Source organism: Photobacterium sp. WH24 (assembly GCF_019204055.1).
GTDB lineage: Bacteria > Pseudomonadota > Gammaproteobacteria > Enterobacterales > Vibrionaceae > Photobacterium > Photobacterium arenosum.
Genome location: NZ_JAGSOZ010000011.1, coordinates 109,683 through 128,623, shown reverse-complemented (window position 1 = coordinate 128,623; position 18,941 = coordinate 109,683). Strand labels below are relative to the sequence as shown.

21 protein-coding genes are annotated in these 18,941 nt (G+C 45.3%); 4 read left to right on the top strand and 17 right to left on the bottom strand.

Annotated elements, in window-relative coordinates; translation table 11 throughout:
* The first annotated feature begins 10 nt into the window (after positions 1-10).
* On the top strand, positions 11-769 hold the full coding sequence (locus tag KCG43_RS14575) for an SDR family oxidoreductase (protein WP_218385799.1): 759 nt from the start codon (positions 11-13) through the stop codon (positions 767-769).
* An 88-nt stretch (positions 770-857) separates the two neighbouring features.
* On the opposite strand, the gene KCG43_RS14570 is transcribed toward KCG43_RS14575, so the two are convergent.
* The 8 genes from KCG43_RS14570 to KCG43_RS14535 form a co-directional block, all read right to left on the bottom strand.
* Positions 858-977 (bottom strand): 3-ketoacyl-ACP reductase, encoded by a 120-nt coding sequence (locus tag KCG43_RS14570; RefSeq protein WP_225444986.1) that lies wholly within the window; start codon positions 975-977, stop codon positions 858-860.
* Positions 978-1,057: 80 nt separating this feature from the next.
* Positions 1,058-1,981: a LysR family transcriptional regulator gene (locus KCG43_RS14565; RefSeq protein ID WP_218385797.1), complete on the bottom strand. Its 924-nt coding sequence runs from the start codon at positions 1,979-1,981 to the stop codon at positions 1,058-1,060.
* Between the two features lie 158 nt (positions 1,982-2,139).
* Complete coding sequence (gene yiaA, locus KCG43_RS14560; RefSeq protein ID WP_218385795.1) at positions 2,140-2,607, bottom strand: inner membrane protein YiaA; 468 nt, start codon at positions 2,605-2,607, stop codon at positions 2,140-2,142.
* Between the two features lie 133 nt (positions 2,608-2,740).
* A complete protein-coding gene (locus KCG43_RS14555; RefSeq protein ID WP_255558053.1) occupies positions 2,741-3,334 on the bottom strand; it encodes a hypothetical protein in 594 nt (197 codons plus the stop codon).
* Entirely contained in the window at positions 3,331-3,924 is a 594-nt protein-coding gene (locus KCG43_RS14550; RefSeq protein ID WP_218385792.1) for a hypothetical protein, read from the bottom strand. Before KCG43_RS14550 ends, KCG43_RS14555 begins: the two co-directional genes overlap by 4 nt.
* Entirely contained in the window at positions 3,921-4,505 is a 585-nt protein-coding gene (locus KCG43_RS14545; protein WP_218385791.1) for a hypothetical protein, read from the bottom strand. The genes KCG43_RS14550 and KCG43_RS14545 overlap by 4 nt, the downstream gene beginning before the upstream one ends.
* Complete coding sequence (locus tag KCG43_RS14540; RefSeq protein ID WP_218385790.1) at positions 4,502-5,128, bottom strand: hypothetical protein; 627 nt, start codon at positions 5,126-5,128, stop codon at positions 4,502-4,504. The genes KCG43_RS14545 and KCG43_RS14540 overlap by 4 nt, the downstream gene beginning before the upstream one ends.
* On the bottom strand, positions 5,091-7,700 hold the full coding sequence (locus KCG43_RS14535; RefSeq protein ID WP_218385789.1) for a phospholipase effector Tle1 domain-containing protein: 2,610 nt from the start codon (positions 7,698-7,700) through the stop codon (positions 5,091-5,093). The genes KCG43_RS14540 and KCG43_RS14535 overlap by 38 nt, the downstream gene beginning before the upstream one ends.
* A 368-nt stretch (positions 7,701-8,068) precedes the next feature.
* On the opposite strand from KCG43_RS14535, the gene KCG43_RS14530 reads away from it, so the two are divergent.
* Complete coding sequence (locus KCG43_RS14530) at positions 8,069-8,734, top strand: glutathione S-transferase family protein (protein WP_192013652.1); 666 nt, start codon at positions 8,069-8,071, stop codon at positions 8,732-8,734.
* Positions 8,735-8,880: 146 nt separating this feature from the next.
* Entirely contained in the window at positions 8,881-10,074 is a 1,194-nt protein-coding gene (locus KCG43_RS14525; protein ID WP_192013654.1) for a DEAD/DEAH box helicase, read from the top strand.
* Positions 10,075-10,163: 89 nt separating this feature from the next.
* Here KCG43_RS14525 and KCG43_RS14520 read toward each other — a convergent pair whose 3' ends face one another.
* Both KCG43_RS14520 and KCG43_RS14515 read right to left on the bottom strand, forming a co-directional pair.
* Positions 10,164-11,033 (bottom strand): lipase secretion chaperone, encoded by an 870-nt coding sequence (locus tag KCG43_RS14520; RefSeq protein ID WP_218385788.1) that lies wholly within the window; start codon positions 11,031-11,033, stop codon positions 10,164-10,166.
* A 3-nt stretch (positions 11,034-11,036) separates the two neighbouring features.
* Positions 11,037-11,978 carry a triacylglycerol lipase gene (locus KCG43_RS14515; protein WP_218385787.1) on the bottom strand — a complete coding sequence of 314 codons (942 nt, stop codon included), beginning with the start codon at positions 11,976-11,978 and terminating at the stop codon, positions 11,037-11,039.
* A 213-nt stretch (positions 11,979-12,191) separates the two neighbouring features.
* On the opposite strand from KCG43_RS14515, the gene KCG43_RS14510 reads away from it, so the two are divergent.
* Complete coding sequence (locus KCG43_RS14510; RefSeq protein ID WP_218385786.1) at positions 12,192-13,535, top strand: D-serine ammonia-lyase; 1,344 nt, start codon at positions 12,192-12,194, stop codon at positions 13,533-13,535.
* Here the strand turns inward: KCG43_RS14510 and KCG43_RS14505 are convergent.
* From KCG43_RS14505 to KCG43_RS14475, 7 genes are all read right to left on the bottom strand, one after another.
* Positions 13,532-14,113 carry a hypothetical protein gene (locus KCG43_RS14505; protein ID WP_218385784.1) on the bottom strand — a complete coding sequence of 194 codons (582 nt, stop codon included), beginning with the start codon at positions 14,111-14,113 and terminating at the stop codon, positions 13,532-13,534. The genes KCG43_RS14510 and KCG43_RS14505 overlap by 4 nt on opposite strands.
* A 32-nt stretch (positions 14,114-14,145) precedes the next feature.
* Positions 14,146-14,721, bottom strand: coding sequence for a hypothetical protein (locus KCG43_RS14500; RefSeq protein ID WP_192013664.1), 576 nt, complete (start codon positions 14,719-14,721; stop codon positions 14,146-14,148).
* Positions 14,722-14,796: 75 nt separating this feature from the next.
* Positions 14,797-15,423 carry a hypothetical protein gene (locus KCG43_RS14495; protein WP_120513075.1) on the bottom strand — a complete coding sequence of 209 codons (627 nt, stop codon included), beginning with the start codon at positions 15,421-15,423 and terminating at the stop codon, positions 14,797-14,799.
* 223 nt (positions 15,424-15,646) lie between these two features.
* Positions 15,647-16,045 carry a hypothetical protein gene (locus tag KCG43_RS14490; RefSeq protein ID WP_218385782.1) on the bottom strand — a complete coding sequence of 133 codons (399 nt, stop codon included), beginning with the start codon at positions 16,043-16,045 and terminating at the stop codon, positions 15,647-15,649.
* 171 nt (positions 16,046-16,216) lie between these two features.
* Entirely contained in the window at positions 16,217-16,996 is a 780-nt protein-coding gene (locus tag KCG43_RS14485) for an AraC family transcriptional regulator (RefSeq protein WP_192013667.1), read from the bottom strand.
* Between the two features lie 428 nt (positions 16,997-17,424).
* Positions 17,425-18,636, bottom strand: coding sequence for a type II toxin-antitoxin system HipA family toxin (locus tag KCG43_RS14480; RefSeq protein ID WP_218385780.1), 1,212 nt, complete (start codon positions 18,634-18,636; stop codon positions 17,425-17,427).
* Between the two features lie 2 nt (positions 18,637-18,638).
* Positions 18,639-18,893, bottom strand: coding sequence for a helix-turn-helix transcriptional regulator (locus KCG43_RS14475; protein ID WP_192013671.1), 255 nt, complete (start codon positions 18,891-18,893; stop codon positions 18,639-18,641).
* Positions 18,894-18,941 lie beyond the last annotated feature (48 nt).

The following is an 18,941-nucleotide window of genomic DNA, read 5'->3' as shown; positions in this document are numbered from 1 at the left end:
GGAGATCAGTATGGATCTACGAAATGCTGTGATTGCAATCACCGGTGCTGGTCAGGGATTAGGGCAAATGATGGCCGTGACGCTGGCTCAGGCCGGTGCTGACCTGGCCTTGATAGATCTCAATCAGGAAGGCCTCGCGCAGACGCGAACTCAATGCCAGATGTTAAGCAGCAAAGCGTTGACCTATGCAGCGGATGTCACTCAGGAAAGCCAGGTTGAGCGGGTATTCGATCAGATCATTGACGATTTTGGTCAGTTGGACGGCTTAGTGAACAATGCCGGTATTCTGCGTGACGGCTTGCTGGTAAAAGTGAAAGAGGGTGAAGTAACAAAAATGTCCCTTGAGCAATTCAATGCCGTGATGACAGTCAACAGTACAGGGACTTTTCTCTGTGGGCGTGAAGCTGCTGCCCGTATGATCCAGACGCAACGGCCTGGGGTGATTATTAATATTTCCAGTGTCGCCAGAGCCGGAAATTTTGGTCAGTCCAACTATGCTGCTTCCAAAGCCGCAGTAGCTACTATGGCTGTTTGCTGGGCAAAAGAGTTGGGACGTTATGGCATTCGCGCCGCGGCTATCGCGCCGGGAGTCGTCAGAACGGCAATGGCTGATCAAATGCCGCAGGAAGCGATAGACAGGCTTGAGAAAATGATCCCGTTAAAGCGTGTTGGTCAGGCCAAAGAAATTGCTCATGCGGTGAAATTTATTCTGGAAAATGACTATTTCACCGGACGGGTGCTGGAAGTGGATGGCGGTATGAGAATGTAGTCAGCGTTTTTCTGTTTGACTAAGGCTTCAGGCAATACGGGCCATCACTGGCCCGTCAATTCATGGCCCGTAAAGTATTGTCAATAAACTAGGGGCCGTACACGATGGCGTACAAGGCGAGTCCGCCACCAATGACCAGCATCAGCAGCGACAGGTAAACAGTGATTTTAGTCAGTAGTGACATCCATTTAGGCTGGGTATCGGGCATAGTTTTAATATCTTCGGGTTAGTGCGTATGACAGTTTTCTGTCGCGGGACAATGCCACAAAATAAACCGGCAGGCGAGTGCTATTCACATTTGATTGCAGTTTTCATCATTGTGATTCCGTGAGGTTTGTCCATCGGCTGTGAATCACATGGAATCACGGGCGGATTGCGTTGAAACCCATGGCTGATCGACTTTGCATACTGGGCCGTCAGTCGGGACTGTGACCGGGATGCCAGCGCCAGCACGATATCAATATTCGGCAGTGATGGCAGCCAATCGGCAATGAGGACCCGTAAATCCGGCGCCATACTGCTTCGTGCCATTGCCCCGATAGCCAGCCCGGCCCGCACCATACCGCGTTGTGCTGTTGCACTGCTGCTGCAACTGATCAGATCAAAGCTGATTTCCTGTTTCATCAAACCATCCAGCGCCGCCGCATGAAATTTACAATCTGCCTGGAAAAGCGCAATGGGCAGTGGACGACGATGAAGTAAATCGGATTGCGATGTGCCGTACCACACTCCCTGATCATGCATCAGAAAGTGGCCTTCTTCCGAGTCTGGATGGCGTGTCAGCATGGCGGCATCTAATTCGCCTTTATCCATCAGTTGCCTTAAACGCACGCTGGATGCACAGGTGACATGTATCTGAACCGGACCAAGTTGCTCGCGAATCAGGAAAACAAGGTGCGGCAGCAAGGTTTCAGCATAATCATCCGGGCAACCGATCAGCAAAGGTTGGGTGTCTGTATTCGATTTCAGGCTGGACACTGCCTCGTCATGCAGGCTTAACAAGCGGCGGGCATAGCTTGCTAATTGTTGCCCCTCGTGAGTCAGCACCAATTGACGACCTTCACGCTGAAACAGGTATTTATCTAATTCCTGTTCCAGTTTTTTCATCTGCATACTGATAGCAGACTGTGTTCTGAAGGTCTGTTTTGCTGCTCGGGTGAAACTCCCTGTATCGATAAAAGCGAGAAAGCTGCGCAGCGCATCAATATCCATAAGCGTCCCTGACGAAAATCCATCTACATGTAAGAGTCAGGCAAGCATACAGCGAGTGTGGCCAAAATGTCACTAAGCTAAACCCAGCAAACAACACAGGCAGCCATGAGGGCTGCCTATGATCGTGACAGGGAGGGATAGAGTTGAGAGACAGACTATTACAGCTTTTCTGATGCAGTATCGGCAGTTTCCGTTGAAGGTGAACTTGCAATGTTATGAGGCGTTTCTTGGTCAAAATAAGAGAGATCACGGACATTTTTCTGGGTCACAATTGCGCTGAACAGCGCGAGCACAAATGCAATGGCAAAAAAGCCTTTTTCATTTAGTGCCAGTGTATCGGCGTTCCACAGACCAATGACCATTAATGCACAGGCGATAGCCACACAGGCAATCACCAGCATTTTATATGCGCTGGTGACTTTAATGCCTTCCATTTCATCCCGTACCGTCTTTTGTAAAGTGATCACACTGAAGAGGCCAAAGAGCATGACAACAAGATAGTAGCCTTTTTCATTGAGCTGAAGATCGGCATTCAGTAATCCGACGGCATAGGCACATAGTGCAATCGCGAGTGCCGCCCACGATGTGAACACGAACGCTTTGGTTGGCTTTAAAGATGAATTCATTTTGTACCTTTAAGTAAGAAAACAAGATCGTGACGAAACGGTTAATACTGTAATCAGCTCTTTCAGATAGGCGACTGCATAATGGATGAATGTTTAATGGAATTTTTATCTATTATAAGCGCTATGTAAGCTTTTATTTGTCATACGGCGAACCAGGAAACGGGGTATCGGAGGCTTCGCCAGTGCCGTCGAAGAGTACGACTACTTCGGTGGTGTCATCCGGAGAGCGGACTACCCAACCGTTAGGATCGGCGTTCTTTCTGGGGGTGCAGTCCATCCGATATGAATAACAATTCATCGAATATAAAACACGCACTCTTTCATTGTCTACGACAACTCTAATCCTTGTATTCAATGTTTTATGGATTCTGTAGTAATTCCGGAGTGTTTCAATTTTTTGCTTTGCTAGGTTGCTGTCAATGGATGTCGATATACGATAAAAATTAATCAATTCATCTTCGTCAGCATGATATTTGGCCCAATACCCGTCAATGTATTTAGGAATTCCAATACTGCCGATATCTGCACTAGCTCCCGAATAGCTACTTACTGCACCATGAGCAAAACTGGCTCCCCCACCTTGTGTATCTTTTATGTACATCCTTTTGATGCTGTGATCGCCGGATGTACTGCCTGCCGTGCCAATCGAGGCAATTGGTGCTGAGGTATTTGAACAGCCTGTAAACAGGCTGCAAATAATGGGTATGATGAAGCGTTTGCTATTCATTTATCGTAAGGTGAGCCAGGAAACGGAGTATCGGAGGCTTCGCCAGTGCCGTCGAAGAGTAATACGAGCTGAGTGGCATCATTTGACTGATGAATAACCCAGCCATTGGGGTCAGCATTTTCTTTCGGGCTGCAGTCCATACGATAAGAAAAGCAATTCATAGTGTAATACAGTCTAACGCGTGGGCCATCTACAACTAACTGCATAGTGGTGTTAAATGTTTTATGGTTTTTGTAGTAATTACGAAGTGCTTCAATCTTTTGCTTTGCCAGATTACTGTCAATAGTTTTACTAATACGATAAAAAGCCGCAAAACCATCTTTATCCGCATTATATTTAGCCCAATAACCGTCTACATACATAGGTATACCAATGCTTCCGATATCTGCACTTTTACCTGGATAACTGCTTAGTGCACCATATCCAAAGCCAGCATTTGCACCTGTCGTATCTTTTACATTCATTACTCTAATACTGTGGTAACCAGTGGTGCTGCCTGCATTACCAATCGAGGCATTAGATGCTGAAGTGATTGAACAGCCTGTAAACAGGCAGCAAATCATGGGTATGATGAAGAGTTTGCTATTCATTTATCGTAAGGTGAACCAGGAAACGGAGTATCGGAGGCTTCGCCAATGCCGTCGAAGAGTACGACTACTTCGGTGGTGTCATCCGGAGAGCGAACAATCCAACCATTGGGGTCAGCGTTTTTTCTTGGCGTGCAGTCATCCAGTTTTGAAAAACAATTCATTGTGTAAAGAAGGCGAACGCGCGGGCCATCAACAGTAAGTACCATAGCTGCCAGATAATCCCCGTGATTCTTGTAATAGTCTCTTAATGTGCTGATTTTCTTTTCTGCCAGTTTACTGTCGATTGAGGCCGTAATATGGTAGTACTTTTCATAATCATCCCAGCCTTTGGACCAGTAACCTTCAATTTTTTTAGGTTTTCCTATACGTCCGATATCAGCACTAGCGCCGGGATAACTACTAACGGCACCATAAGCAAAGCTTGACCTTCCGCCATTCGTATCGCTCACAGTCATCCGTTTAATAATATGTGGACCAGTTGTACTTCCGGCATTTCCAATCGAGGCATTAGATGCTGAAGTGATTGAACAGCCTGTAAACAGGCAGCAAATCATGGGTATGATGAAGAGTTTGCTATTCATTTATCGTACGGTGAACCAGGAAACGGAGTATCGGAGGCTTCGCCAATGCCGTCGAAGAGTACGACTACTTCGGTGGTGTCATCCGGAGAGCGAACAATCCAACCATTGGGGTCAGCGTTTTTTCTTGGCGTGCAGTCATCCAGTTTTGAAAAACAATTCATTGTGTAAAGAAGGCGAACGCGCGGGCCGTCTACAATTAATTGCATTGAAGTATTTGCGGTTTTAAAGCTCTTGTAATATTTGCGGAGAGCATTAATTTTCAGCCCTGCAAGCTCACTGTCTATTTGTTTATTTATATTGTAAAACGCTAAGAATTTATTTTCTTCTATATTGTATTTAGCCCAAAATCCTGTGATTTTTTCAGGTGTACCGATAGCACCAATATCTGCACTTTTTCCACTGTAACTGCTTACTGCACCATACCCAAAACCTGCATTTGCACCTGTCGTATCTTTTACATTCATTACTCTAATACTATGGTAGCCGGTAGTGCTGCCTGCATTACCAATTTTTGCTACTATTGTCGTTGCTTGAGAAAAGGAGCAACCAAACAAAGTAGCTACAAAGATATATGTAATCAAGAGTTTAAGCATTTTCAAAAACCTGTCTTTCAATTTCGTCATCGTCATTCCTGCTGGGGCGATTTACCAGCCATTCATAGCTTGAATTCCAGCCAGGGTTGATCATTGTGTCGTGTGGACGATGGATTAAAATATGTCCATTTTGTTCAATTTCACGCTGCCAATCAATTGGTTGAATCGTGCCTAAAGGTTTTAAGTGTAGTTTATTCCAGAGATTCTTAGCAATGATATCTGTATGGAAATCAGCTGGCTGAACATAATCCAGTTCTTTCCATTGAATTCCGATAAGTGCTGCTTGCTGTTTCATTCTTTCTTGAGTCAAACCAGACAGTGCATTGTTTACTGGTTGTAGCCGATAGTAATACAGTACGGCCTTATCTCTTTTAATAGCTCCATACTGTCCATATTTCGTCATACAATGTGTTTTCCAGTCCTTTTCCCTTTGTGTTCTGACATATTCAATGTGAGCGACCATGCTGGCATCAGGATGTTTTCGGATCTCGGTATAACCCTTATTGGTATGAATATATTTTCCTTCAAATGATTCTGATTTTACAAGCTCACGATTAAATGTGGTATCGACAGGCAGACCATAGCGTTCATTTAACCCTTGCTTTCCATACTGTTCAATTGATGAGTAGCCTCCGCCAACATCAGAATGTGCGCCAGGGAAAATTTCTTCATAGAAGTTGTCTGGCAGTGTACCGTTGGTTTTCAATGTCGTTAACGGAAAGTTCACTCTGTATTCATGATGTGCGCACAACTGCACAACTCGCTGCGCACAGTCAGGCTTAAGCTGGAGTTGAAATTCGCCATCATCTTCATTTCCCGGCCAATAAAAGGATCCAACTGTATCAAACAGTCCAAGAAAACGAACGCTTACACTGCGTGAATGATCAATTTCATATCCTGTATTTTCATCGAATTGTTCTGTTTTTTCAGTACCTAACAAATTAGGGATGATGCTAACTGGATTACCATTATCTCTTTTACGAGAGTAGTCTGGGAAGCCTGCTTTTACTGCATTAACGAAATGCCGTGATAAAGCTGCCCCTCTACTGAAACCAAAGACGTCAAACTCAATGTCCGTGATTTCACTGTAATAGCCAACTGCAATGGCTTTTCTAATTATTGTGGAAAGTTGTTGAATCAAATTTTGCCATTTTGTAAATGCACCTGTTTTATGCCAAACGCCTAAACCCATACCGATACCTGATTCGTCGTCACCAATATCAATTAGAGTTGGATCTTGATGCGCACCATCGACCGTTCCCACTCCTGAGACATAAATAGCATAAGATTTACCTTCTTCTTGCGGATAAGCCTCATACAACCGCCCAATATTCGAACGGGACTTGTTGCCATAGGTCTCTTTATACAAGTCATTGTCTTTGTTCTGGCCGGTGCCGTCGAAGAATACGCCGATTCGCAGGATGCGCTGTTTTACCTGCGTAGTATTGACGACAGGTGTATGGGCGAGAATTTTACTGTTCGCCTGAATATGCAGCAGGTCCGGCATCATGTAGCGCTGGTTGTAGGTGCCCCACACATTACCAAAAGGATAAGCTTTTCCTGTTTCTATGTCGGTGAGCGGAGAGGGGGCATCGGGTTGTTTGGGCTGTGTGTTACTGCTCAGCTCGGTGATTTGTAAAGTATCGCCGATTTGTAGTTTAAGGGGATCATCGTTGTACTGCGGGTTCAGATCCAGTAATTGCTTTGCAGTCAGACCGTATTGTTCTGCAATATCCGGCCAGCTTTCACGTTGTCGGGTATCCGGCCGCATTTTGACTGTGTGATGTGTTTTCGCGGCGGCGTTTTCTGACGGTTCGGTTTCCTGAGTGCTGCGCTCAAGTAGTGGCTGCGTGCGGCTGGCGACAATACTCTGCATATCCAGCGCAACGGCATGCTCTTGCAGCCAGGCCGGTGAGAGTTTGGCAAACTCGTCGTCAGAGAGCTTTTGTTTGCGAAACAGTATGTACTGATCTGAGACGGGCTGCCCTTCGATTTTATAAGGCAGCAGCAGGCTGCTGTAATGATGATCAGACAATAATTCGTCGGTCAGTGTTGTGGCGTCAGAGCGGGTAAATTGAAAGCTCCACCTGTCATCACCGGTCAGTTTACATTCTTTAGCCAGCTTGTTGTCGCAAAAATAATAAAAGTAGCCAAGGGTGGGCCAACCAAGCCATTTTTCCAATTGTACGGCTAACTTTACCGGTACAAATTCTGCGTTAATATGGCCGGTGTTTATTGGCTGAGGCTGAATGGTATAAGAGGAGGCTAAGCCCGCCTGCTGGAAAACCTCGTGCAAAAGGTGTTTTTCTTCCTGTTCAATACAGTAAGCAGTCAGTACGCTGTGTCCACTCTTTCCTGGTGACTTTTCCCAGCTCGTCACCGCGTTTTCTGTGGCGGTACGTTTCAGGAGCCAGCAGCCAACCTGCAAGCTGCTGAGTTCATCGAGAGAACAATAAATCAGCAGGTTACATGCGTACTCAGCGACAGGTTGCTGAGTCTTATTGGATGCAGTGACTGATGGTTTGTTCGACGAGCTATAATCTTCCAGTGGTTTATAACCCGCTTTTACAAACCGTTTGGGTTTATTGTTAATAAGCGACATAGTGTTTTTATCGAAGAGACCAAAGAATGTCTGGCGATTGTACAGGTGTAACTTATTGATGTGAATGGTTTATTTGTAGGTTAAGTGTCGTTTCCCCCTGTCATTTTCACTCTTTTTGCAGGTGTTTTTTAAACTGCAGAGCGGTTCGCAAAAAGATTAAATGTTAAGTGTGAAAATGCGCTCAAGGTCATAAACATTCTGGTATACGAGGTATGAGTTGAGTGTATGAGTTCATAACGGCATAAAAATGGATGAATATACATTCTGAATCCTGATATGTGCTATCAGAATTATGCGTTAGTCACTATGCCAAGAAAGGCGTAGGGTGTACTGAAATGTTTAGACGCTATTCAGTATGAGGGCAAGATATGCAATTGATTATCGGCAATAAAAACTATTCAAGCTGGTCTTTTCGTGGCTGGCTGATGCTGGTTCAGAATGGTATACCTTTTAATGAAAATAAGCTCACGCTGTTTACCGACAATTTTTACCGAACGCTGGAAGTTTACTCACCGGCTGCGAAAGTACCTGTGCTAATTGATGGTGATGTCACGGTTTGGGATTCGCTGGCGATATGTGAATACGTAAATGAAACTTATTGTCAGGGACGTGCCTGGCCGCAGGGTAACGCAGAACGAGCGAAAGCGCGGGCAATCAGTTGTGAGATGCACTCAGGCTTTACTGCACTGCGCAATGAAATGCCGATGAACTGCCGTGCCCGACGGCATGTTGAGTTGTCTGAGGCGGCGCAGAATGATGTCGCCCGGATTGATCAGATCTGGCGTGAACAGATGCTGAAATACAGTGACAATGGTGGCTGGCTGTTTGGTGAGTGGAGTATCGCTGATTGTATGTTTGCGCCTGTCGTACTTCGCTTTAAAACCTATGGCATTGAAGTGTCCGATCTCAGCAAGCTCTATATGGATAAAGTGTTGCAGTCGGCATCGGTGAAAGCCTGGCTGAAAGAAGCATTGCTGGAAACCGATATTGTGCCGGAAGATGAAGCGGGTACAGACGTTGCACAGAGGGTTTGATTTAGCCTCGGTTTCCCTCTCAATGTTTAGAGAGGGAGATCGGAAGATAATTCTTCTCACTGGTAAGCAGACTCCGTGGTAAACTCCCGCGCTTGATGTAGGGGCAGCTCTACTTTTACCGCGTTCAGATCAACCAGGGGCGATACATGCCATTTTCTACTCTCGGACTTAGTGCACCACTGAATAAAGCAGTGGCCGAACTGGGTTACACAAAACCGACAACGATTCAGGCGAAAGCCATTCCTGTGATACTGGAAGGGCAGAATCTTATTGCTGCCGCCCAGACAGGTACAGGTAAAACAGCCAGTTTTGTGTTGCCAATACTGGAAAGACTGAGTCAAGGTCAGACCCAGCGTAAAAAGCGCGTTCGAGCCCTAATTCTGGTGCCAACCCGCGAGCTGGCGATGCAGGTGGAAGAAAAGGTCACCCATTACGGTAAGCACCTTGGTTTGACGTCGCTGGCGATGTACGGCGGTGTCGATGAGCAGCAGCAAAAGCAACGTCTGATCGACGGTGTGGATGTGCTGGTAGCCACTCCGGGCCGTTTAATTGATATGTATGGTCAGCGTGCCGTGTATTTCGAAGAAATCGAGATGGTGGTGCTGGATGAAGCGGACCGGATGCTGGATATGGGCTTTATTGAAGCCATCAACAAGATCCTGGATCGTCTGCCAGACAATAGTCAGTTTCTGTTGTTTTCTGCTACTTTGTCGAACAAGGTGCGGGATCTGGCAAAATCGGTTGTCAATAACCCGTATGAAATAAGCATCGCGGCCAATCAGGCATCAAAAGCGAATATTTCACAATGGTTAATAACGGTTGATAAAGACAAAAAATCTGCGCTCCTGAGTCATCTGATTCAGGAAAATCAGTGGGATCAGGCATTGATCTTCATCGAAACCAAGCACGGCGCAGCGAAACTGGCCTCTCAACTGGAAAAGCGCGGTATTGAAGCCGAAGCGTTTCACAGTGGCCGCAGCCAGGCTATACGTGCTCAATTGCTGGCGGATTTTAAAGCAGGCAAGATTAAGTATCTGATAGCGACTGGCGTTGGCGCCCGTGGTATCGACATTGAAGAATTATCACGTGTGGTCAATTACGATTTGCCATTCCCGGCAGATGAGTATGTACACCGTATTGGCCGAACCGGACGTGTAGATGCGACAGGTGAAGCGATCTCTTTTGTGTCAAAAGATAACTTCAAAAACCTGTGCATGATCGAAAGTCGTCTTGGACATTTGATTGAGCGTCGGGAAGTCGAAGGTTTTGCGCCGAAAAAACCTGTGCCGGTGACTGTGCTCAATTACGTCCCGAAAAACAAACGTCCCCAAAAAGACTGATGCAAGGCTGATATTGTTGTCACTTCTTGTTTATTAGCGATACGCCCTGGCCGGACAGTCAGGGCGTATCGCTATTCACTCTCGCTGGGTTACTGAACTGGCGTGACTGATTGAGTCTCCCGGATAGATTCCAGAGCTTGAACACGGCGGATCTGGCTGGCAGTAAATGTGGTCTGCCTGAGGTCATTCAGCGCCTGCTGCTCTTCCTCCTTCGCCAGGTTGTTATCCGCTAAAATTGCATCCCGCTGCTGAAAATAGTGCTCCAGCTTAGTTTGAAATGCTTCCCGTGCTTTGCGCAAAGTTACCAGTCTGTCAGCGGCTTCAGGCCCCACTAATGCTTGCTGTTTCAGGTATCTGTCCTGTTCCTCTAGCGAGTTTGTAGCTTGCAGCTGCGACAACATGGCTGCATTTCGGTAGCTCTGCTGCATGACAGGTGGAAGGGTATTGATTTCCTGCTCCCAGGCATTGTAGTAATCGTCCTGATTGATTATGTGATCTTTTAATTCAAGCTGCCGTAAGGCGAGTTGGCGCTGCATATTTTCTTCGCCAAACAGCCTTTGCTGTTCTTCGATACTGAAAAATGCAGACTGGATTTGCATCACCTGATCGTTCAATCGCTGCAGGCTTTCAGTATTTAATGGATGCCTGTTGTCAGGGTTAAGATTGCTCAGTGCCGCCCGATATTGAATGAATCGCTCGAACAAGTCGTTGTCCAGCTGATAAGCCTCCGGCTGTCCGGTATTGTAAGTGTTGAAATGTGTCTTTAGTGTTTCTAGATCTGCCTCGCCAAGTCCCGACAGAAAATAATCAAAAGTATCGCGAGATGAATAAGTGTCTACCTTTGTGTCTTGCTGGGAAGGCACTTGCATAACGGGTGTATCGGAGGTCGTTGGGTAGTAGAAACAGACCGCACTCGCTGCTGCAACTACACCTATGAGTGAAAGTACGGTCTTTTTCATTATTTATAAGCCTTGTAGCTGTAAACGGTTCGCATGCTGGCGGTAAAGTGTGGTGGGCGCGGTTTCGAACAAATGCGTAATGCCCAGCAAACCGTTGATTTCATCGAGATGATTCATCTTATAATCATCACGTATCACTTTGCCCAGGTGCGAACTGCAATGGCCTACCAGACCATCATTCGGTTCGTCAAATGCCAGACCTAATACAGCCATTGCGGCATCGGTCGGGTCCAGCGCATTGGTGAAGTTACCTGTACCGCTCCACGAGAAGTAATACACGCCATTGCCAGCGATATAGTCTCCTTCACCGCATCGGGTTGTGGGGATACCTTCCGGATACTTCTGGTTAAATGCCAGCGAGCCTTCAGTGGTGAGAGCAGCCAGTGATTTAAGCGGATCTTGCGGTAATTCACTGCCGCCGGATAGAAGGTTGATCAAGGTGACCAGTCCCTGTGCCAGTTTAACGGCGATGCCTTCCGGCAGAGAGTTTTCCGGTATCGTGCCCCGGACAATATCAGCAATGCGCGAACCTTTATTCACACCGCCGATACTGGTTACAGAAGCAACCAGTTCAGGTGCAACTGAAGCGACGTAGCGGGCGGTCGGGCCCCCGTGGCTGTGTCCGATCAGGTTCACTTTTTCAGCGCCGCTGATGGCCAGCACGTCTTCCACTTGCGCCAATAGCTGCTCACCGCGTAATTCGCTACTGTTTGTGGCAGAGACCTGGGCAACATAGACGGTCGCGCCGTCTTTATTGAGCGCATGTGGAATACCGTAGAAATAATCAATTCCAGCCAGGGAATCAAAACCAAACAAACCATGAACCAGTACGATGGGGTATTGGGTTTCTGTGTAGCCTTTTTCTGACACACCAGCAGTACTGGTACCTGCCTGACTGGTAAAGGTTGCGATACAGCAGATGAATAAGCTGATTAACTGTTTCATTGTCACACTCCTTGTTAGACCTCCGATGAGTTGGAATCATAGTGGCAAATTTCAGCCCCGCCTCATGGATGTTTCTCATTTGTGATCATTGTTTTATTTTTGTTGCATATTTGTGTCTTTGTAAGAGGCTGCTTTTCATCTGTCATCACTCCACTTAGAATCACTTTGCTCAGTAAACTCTTCGTTGTCTTTAGTTACCAAAAGGAAGCCGCAATGACTCCCAATGATGTGGAAAAGCTTAAGGCTGATTACCCATTACTTAATCAATTGACTGCTTTGGAGGAAGTGTGCTGGTTTAACCCGGCTGTCACCAGTGTGAGTGAAGCCTTACCTTACGTAGGCTTAGATGCTCAGGATATTCAGGATGCCAGTGACAGGCTGGCGAGATTTGCGCCATTTCTGGCAACTGTATTTCCTGAAACGGCAAAGACAAACGGTTTGATTGAGTCTGAGTTGGTTGATATTCCTGCGATGAAGCAGTGTCTTGAGGCTTGTTACGGCACTGAGATTGCGGGTCGTTTGATGCTGAAAAAAGACAGCCATCTGCCTATTTCCGGCTCGATCAAAGCGCGGGGCGGTATTTATGAAGTCCTGACACACGCTGAAAAACTGGCGACAGAAGCCGGGCTGCTGTCTGTTTCCGATGATTACAGTAAATTGCATTCGGATGCTTTCAGGGATTTTTTCAGCCAATACAGTATTGCGGTCGGCTCGACAGGTAATCTGGGGATGTCGATTGGTATTATGAGTGCCAAACTGGGCTTCTCTGTGTCGGTTCACATGTCAGCGGATGCCAGGGAGTGGAAAAAGCAGAAGCTCAGAGACCATGGCGTGAATGTGGTGGAGTATGAACAGGATTATGGCGTTGCGGTAGAAAAAGGGCGCAAAGAATCAGAGAAAGATCCGCGCTGCTTTTTTATTGATGATGAAAATTCCCGTACCTTGTTTCTTGGCTATTCTGTGGCCGGTGAACGTCTGAAAAAGCAATTCGAAGAGCAGGGGATTGTTGTTGATCATGCGCACCCGCTGTTTGTTTATCTGCCATGCGGCGTCGGGGGCGGGCCGGGTGGCGTTGCCTTTGGATTAAAAATGGCGTTTGGCGATCACGTCCACTGTATTTTTGCTGAACCCACCCATTCACCTTGTATGTTACTGGGGGTGCATACAGGTTTGCACGATGCGATCTCTGTACAGGATATTGGCCTGGATAATTTAACGGCGGCCGATGGGCTTGCAGTGGGCCGGGCGTCTGGTTTTGTCGGTCGGGCTATGGAGAGAATGCTGGACGGGTATTTCACGCTGTCGGATGAGCACATGTACCGTTTGTTGGGGCAGTTAGCCCAAAGCGAGGGCATTGAACTGGAGCCGTCTGCCTTGGCGGGTATGCCCGGTCCCGTGCATGTCAGCCGGGATCATGACTATGTCGCTAGCATGCTGTTAGATCACCCGAAAATGAAAAATGCGACTCATCTTGTCTGGGCAACGGGCGGTGGCATGGTACCACCGGAAGAAATGGCGTCATACCTAGCTAAATCTGGTGTTGATACTGTGTCTTAAGTGGATGAAATCTGAAACGTCAGGGGGCTGGACTCAGCCCCCGGTTGACCACCCGTCATAGTAATATCAATGCTGGTATTATCGTGAATATCAAAGCTTGTCAGACTCACGTTCATATTGATGGGGTGTATGAGGTTACCTTGTGATGTCCGCAGATCTGCTGCGATAAAAAACTTGTCACTCAGCAGAAACGAAGTCTGAAAGCCATTACTCAATGCGTTATTCGCAATGACGCGATTGTTCTTCAGTAACTGAATACCTGTATATTTATTATCAGTGGTTTTCATCGCACTGAGAATATTACTGTCTTGAGTAATGAGCAGGCCATGTTCATCGTGGTGGGGGAGTTTCTCCAGGGATACATTTCTGGCAACACTGTAATTACCATGGTTATCACAGAGCCGGTAACTGTAACTTGTCTCTACTCTGAACGGGTGACGCCATCGGAATTGGCAATACGGAATGACTTTCCATGCGATGCATCTTGTTTCTTCATCCAGATGATTGTGCTGAAAGATGGTGACACTCGGTAAATGAGTGTTCAATGATAAATTGCGAAAGCAGATATCCGTTTGCATACTTCCCCCACTTAATTGAACGATTGAATATCTCAGTCGGCACTTTGTAATAAAGCACTGAAGCCCATAATGTAACCGAGTTCTTCTTTCTGAAAGGGGTCGAGACCGTACATAAAATGCACCCTCAGAAAAATATCCATGGTATTACTTTCCAGAGCAATCCATCCTTTAACGGTAAAATCGTTGCGTTTGTTACCACTTGAATCCAATTGTACATCCTGGCTATTTTCCGGCTCAGCGCTGGTTTGGTCTGACGTGGCCTCTACCGTTGTTGTATTGCTGCTATCAGGCGCAGTAGCTGATTCTGGATCTGAATGTGTCGTTTCATTGCTTTTGCCAGAGTCAGCGGAATCTGTCGGAGCTTCAGGTACAGGAATGTCCATTTGTCCTTGAGCGATCGTTAATGCCTGAATGTCACTGCTGATGCCAGCCGGATCATTCGTATAATCTGTAATGGTAATGGCCGCTGAAATAAATGTGCCATTATCACTATATTGCGGATTGCCGGTGATCTGAATGCCATTGTACGGAGCCTGAATGTTGGCTTTTTCTTTCCAGTCGCCAGACTGCCAGGTATGTGGAGCCGGGCTTGTTTGATTATCAGTCATAATAGTGTCTCTTCGCAGAAAAATGGATTGAAGCAGGTGTTACAGGCACAGCTGTAACACCTGGGTTATTCAGTCTTATTTGTTGATGTTTTCCAGATGGAATTCAAAAGGTGAGGCGGTTGGCCCTGAACCACCACCGGTCATAACAAGATCGGCACTTTGAATACCGAACAGGTTAATTTCAGTGTTGACTTGCTGGATAATCGCTGAATTCATCACTTCGCCTTCAACCACCTGTGAAACAACCCCGACGAAAATGCTTGGATGGAATTGGAAGACCCCTTTCTGACCCGGTGAAACATTGGTTTTAGCAGCCAGTAGCTTTCCGTCACGATAGATATTGGCATTAATCGAACCACTGCTCAGGTTATTACGTACTTCAACTTCTTGTTGAGATACGGCGGGTGTACTGGCAAGCCGCAGTACATCACCGGATGTATCTTTTACCATTTCATAGGCCTGCCCGTCGTAAGCTGTCATCTGTGGTGTGTAGTTACCGAAGGAATCACTTGCACAGACTTCGAATTTCAAAGGATAAACGAAAGGATGGTTATCATTACGCCCGCAGTTTTGGATAACACGCCAGGCAATGGCTATTTCGTCAAAACTCTCGGCGACATTTTTCTGGAAAATAACCACTTCGCTGTTGTTGACATCATTAGAGCGGTTAATGAAGTTTAAGTTGATTTGTGACTGTGACATGTTCTTTTCCTCATAGATTAACTGACGTTTGTGTTCGTTGATTTTGGTGCTTGAGTTGTTCAGGCACAGGTTAAAGATAACGGTATTTTCTACTATTAACCTTTGTTTAATACCTTAATTTCTTTCCGATATCATTATTTTTGATTTTTAATGTGATGAACTTTATTTTTAAAATAAGAAAGCCCATAAAATGGGCTTTCTGTTTGTGCGGGAGACGGATTGATTATGGCGCTGTACCTGTAACCTGATAGCTTGCAGCATTATCAAAGCTTTGATTCAGTGCTGATTGCACTTTTCTTAATACCCCCTGCTGGTTGGGCTGATCGTTGGTCATTGTTTCTTCAGAAACATTGACGTGAGCAACAGTGCTGTTACCATTCACACCATTGACCTGAACCTGAAGGTTATGAAAACGATAGTTACCTTGCATAAAGGTTCCCTGCATATCCAGACGCATGGTTTGGTTTTGGACAATCGTTCCTGCGTTGTTACGGTAGATATCTGCATAGGTCAGTTGTCCTATAACATTATAAACTGCTTCTTTCTGATTGTTATTAAACACATTAGGTGAGCCAGGGTATATATTGTTGATAGCTCCTGTTTGTTGTACGTTAACTGCCATGATAAAGCTCCTTCTCTGACGTTGTAGTAGATAGTTCTATATATTGTTCTTTGGTCCGGCCTTTACTTGGTCAAGAACAACTTAATGTTATGTCATGCTGATTTATTTTCCTTTCATGAAATCATCTATAACTTTGAGTTAAGCATGATTTATGGCCGTTTGAGCCAGAATTTAACTTTGCATAGAGGATTTAAATTGTTTTCTAAACTGGCTAGGGCAGTTATGGTAAATACGCTTAAATGCCGTTGAAAAATTATTTGAGTCCATGTATCCCACTTTTTCTGCGATCTGAACAATGTTGAGAGAGGATGTTTCCAGTAATTCTGCTGCTTTATGCATTCTCTGTTTTCTTAACCATTCAAAGACAGTCATACCTAAGTGATCCTTAAATACTTGATTGAGCTTGTTTCTGTTTGTTCCAAGTATCCGGCAAAGCGTTTCTAGCCTGACATCTTCTGATATCGCACCATTGAGGTGTTTTATGCACTTCTCAATTAAAATAAGTTGTGAGTCCATGGAATCCCGGTTGTTGTTTATTTGTTCAGGTAGGGATTCATTACTTTGGTGTGTGTTGTTTGTTTTTTCATTGGAATGCAGTATATGCATTATTCTGTAGTTAATTTCTTTGCTAATGAATGGGCAGCTAATGTAATCAGTGATACCTATGTCAAATAATTGCTTCTTGTGATTGTATTCACTGTTAATGATTGCAATGAAGTCAGGTGGTGTTGTTTGTTGCAGTAGAAAGCGAATTGTTAGCGCATTTTTTGTGATCTTTATGAGTTCGAAATCATTGTTGATAGCATCAATGATGATCAAGTCAGGTGTGTCTCTAAATTGTAGCTGTGATATGTTTTTTATGTTTTTATGAGAGAAAATAATATTTCCTTTAAATAAGTTCTCTTGCAATTCTATGGAGTAAGTTGGTTTTACACTCAGTACCCATGCCAATGAAAAGTATTTTTTTTACAGTTTGTTATATTCATTTTGATATTCCTTTATTAATTTTCTTATATTGGCGTACTGTTAAGTAACGCTCTGACGTTGTATGTGTTAGTAATTTAATTACTGTCACAGTCGTAACTGTAAGAGAGTTCTCTCTATATTGCCTTTGAAAAAATCACTAACAGCTTTGTATTATGCACTAGGATTCTGTTGTCTATAAGTTTGAGAGATTTATAAACATTGCGATTGGTATTTTCTTGTCTAATGATGGCTTATGGCAAGGCTGAGATAGATTTAATTGATGGCTGCTAACACCGATTAACGTGTCTGCTATAGAGGTAAGTAGGAGTTTATTTAACATTTTAAATTGAAATATACAGCGTGATATCCTGCTTAAGAATGGTATGTTAACACATGTTATTGTTTCAGGTGAATTACTCGAACTTACGTTTTTTTTCGTGCCGATACGACTTTGCACTATAGCTGGATACCATGGTTTCAGAAACTGACTTACCTATGGAGGTTTTTAGCCCTTCCATTAACAATATTTCATCTGATCGATCTAAATAGTCTGTGATGCCTTGTGCCAGCTCTTCAATGATCTTATCGGCCTGCCGAATTCTGAAACTTGTGGACTCTGCCAGTTTTAACAGATGGTGTTTATCCGGGAAGACTTTGCTGTTCGCCATTTTGAGTGCCATTTTATTGTCAATGGTGTCGTAAATCAGAGTGTGGGTGATATCAAAAGGCGGGGAGACAAATATGTGTTGCATGTCTTGTGTGTATTGCAATGCGAAGTTTTTCAGATGTGCATCACCGTTGCCGATCAGGCAGTTAAAGACAATGTACTTATACATTTTCTCCACCTCAGCCAAACTATTGGTGTACAGGTGGGTTGCTTTGAGCAGAGTTTCGTAGCTGCCGGTATATTTGGCGTCCGGGTTGTTGGGTTTTTTCAATAAGGTGGTGAAGTCCTCATATCCCAGTAACTGGTCATCTGGTTTGTCAAAACGTTCGACAATAAAGGTTTCCATATTGTCGGACAGAGAGGTGGCTGGCGGCGCTAAGCCGCAATGGCGTGCCGCTTCCATACAGATATATTCATTGACCGTCAGTAACGGAAACTCCGCATCGAAAGATTTAACGATCAGATCTTTTTGTTCAACCGTTCGGCCTGTTTTGGGAATGCTGACCTTAGGCTGCACACCGGCCAGCGCATTGTGCAGGTAATATTTCTCGAGCAGTTGCGGAAACAAAGGCGTGCTACCCTGATAAGTCAGAATGTCAGTCAGGGATACCGAGTCGGCTTCCGGAAGCTGCAATTCGCTCTGGTAGCTGAGCATACCTATGCTGTGTTTGCCCTGCAGTGCGAGCAGATACATGTCATTGACTCGGGCATATCTTGCCAGTTTTTCAGCAATGAACCGGCGATTGAAGCCTTCGGGCAGATTCTGCGCGAAAATAGGGTGTAATGCACCGGAGGAATAGCCATCCAGATTAGGCTTTGTCATGGTAAGAGAGACATGGCGCGGAGTTTGTATCGGCTGATAATGATGAACGAAACCATGTGTTAACACGCCTAATTCGTCTTCATCCAGGCACACCGTTATCTTTTCTATTTTGGCGGGCAGGTGATCAAGAGCCATGCTCAGCCCTCATCAAACAGTGTGTCGATATCATCCCAGTCTGGCAACTGATGTTGCTTGGGTGATACTTGCAATTGCAAGTCAACGGCATCCAGGTAGCGCTCGAAAATGTCCAGGGAACCGGTAAAGCGACCGTTTTCAATTTCTGACAAGGTGGTTTTGTTAATGCCTGTCTGTTCTGCCATGGCTTTCTGTGTCGCACCTCTGGCTTTTCTTGCTGCGGCTATTGCTTTACCTATGCTCTCTCTGTTGGCCATGTTGAAATCCTATTAGCCATATAGCAAACAGTGTAGTTGATTGTTTGT

Bases quoted from the DNA above. Each gene is read 5' to 3' on its own strand.
- KCG43_RS14495 (WP_120513075.1), bottom strand. From the start codon at position 15,423: ATGTCACAGTCACAAATCAACTTAAACTTCATTAACCGCTCTAATGAT.
- KCG43_RS14530 (WP_192013652.1), top strand. From the start codon at position 8,069: ATGCAATTGATTATCGGCAATAAAAACTATTCAAGCTGGTCTTTTCGT.
- KCG43_RS14505 (WP_218385784.1), bottom strand. From the start codon at position 14,113: ATGCAAACGGATATCTGCTTTCGCAATTTATCATTGAACACTCATTTA.
- KCG43_RS14525 (WP_192013654.1), top strand. From the start codon at position 8,881: ATGCCATTTTCTACTCTCGGACTTAGTGCACCACTGAATAAAGCAGTG.
- KCG43_RS14500 (WP_192013664.1), bottom strand. From the start codon at position 14,721: ATGACTGATAATCAAACAAGCCCGGCTCCACATACCTGGCAGTCTGGC.
- KCG43_RS14510 (WP_218385786.1), top strand. From the start codon at position 12,192: ATGACTCCCAATGATGTGGAAAAGCTTAAGGCTGATTACCCATTACTT.
- KCG43_RS14545 (WP_218385791.1), bottom strand. From the start codon at position 4,505: ATGAATAGCAAACTCTTCATCATACCCATGATTTGCTGCCTGTTTACA.
- KCG43_RS14480 (WP_218385780.1), bottom strand. From the start codon at position 18,636: ATGGCTCTTGATCACCTGCCCGCCAAAATAGAAAAGATAACGGTGTGC.
- KCG43_RS14475 (WP_192013671.1), bottom strand. From the start codon at position 18,893: ATGGCCAACAGAGAGAGCATAGGTAAAGCAATAGCCGCAGCAAGAAAA.
- KCG43_RS14575 (WP_218385799.1), top strand. From the start codon at position 11: ATGGATCTACGAAATGCTGTGATTGCAATCACCGGTGCTGGTCAGGGA.
- KCG43_RS14535 (WP_218385789.1), bottom strand. From the start codon at position 7,700: ATGTCGCTTATTAACAATAAACCCAAACGGTTTGTAAAAGCGGGTTAT.
- KCG43_RS14550 (WP_218385792.1), bottom strand. From the start codon at position 3,924: ATGAATAGCAAACTCTTCATCATACCCATGATTTGCTGCCTGTTTACA.
- KCG43_RS14515 (WP_218385787.1), bottom strand. From the start codon at position 11,978: ATGAAACAGTTAATCAGCTTATTCATCTGCTGTATCGCAACCTTTACC.
- KCG43_RS14540 (WP_218385790.1), bottom strand. From the start codon at position 5,128: ATGACGAAATTGAAAGACAGGTTTTTGAAAATGCTTAAACTCTTGATT.
- KCG43_RS14490 (WP_218385782.1), bottom strand. From the start codon at position 16,045: ATGGCAGTTAACGTACAACAAACAGGAGCTATCAACAATATATACCCT.
- KCG43_RS14555 (WP_255558053.1), bottom strand. From the start codon at position 3,334: ATGAATAGCAAACGCTTCATCATACCCATTATTTGCAGCCTGTTTACA.
- yiaA (WP_218385795.1), bottom strand. From the start codon at position 2,607: ATGAATTCATCTTTAAAGCCAACCAAAGCGTTCGTGTTCACATCGTGG.
- KCG43_RS14570 (WP_225444986.1), bottom strand. From the start codon at position 977: ATGCCCGATACCCAGCCTAAATGGATGTCACTACTGACTAAAATCACT.
- KCG43_RS14565 (WP_218385797.1), bottom strand. From the start codon at position 1,981: ATGGATATTGATGCGCTGCGCAGCTTTCTCGCTTTTATCGATACAGGG.
- KCG43_RS14520 (WP_218385788.1), bottom strand. From the start codon at position 11,033: ATGAAAAAGACCGTACTTTCACTCATAGGTGTAGTTGCAGCAGCGAGT.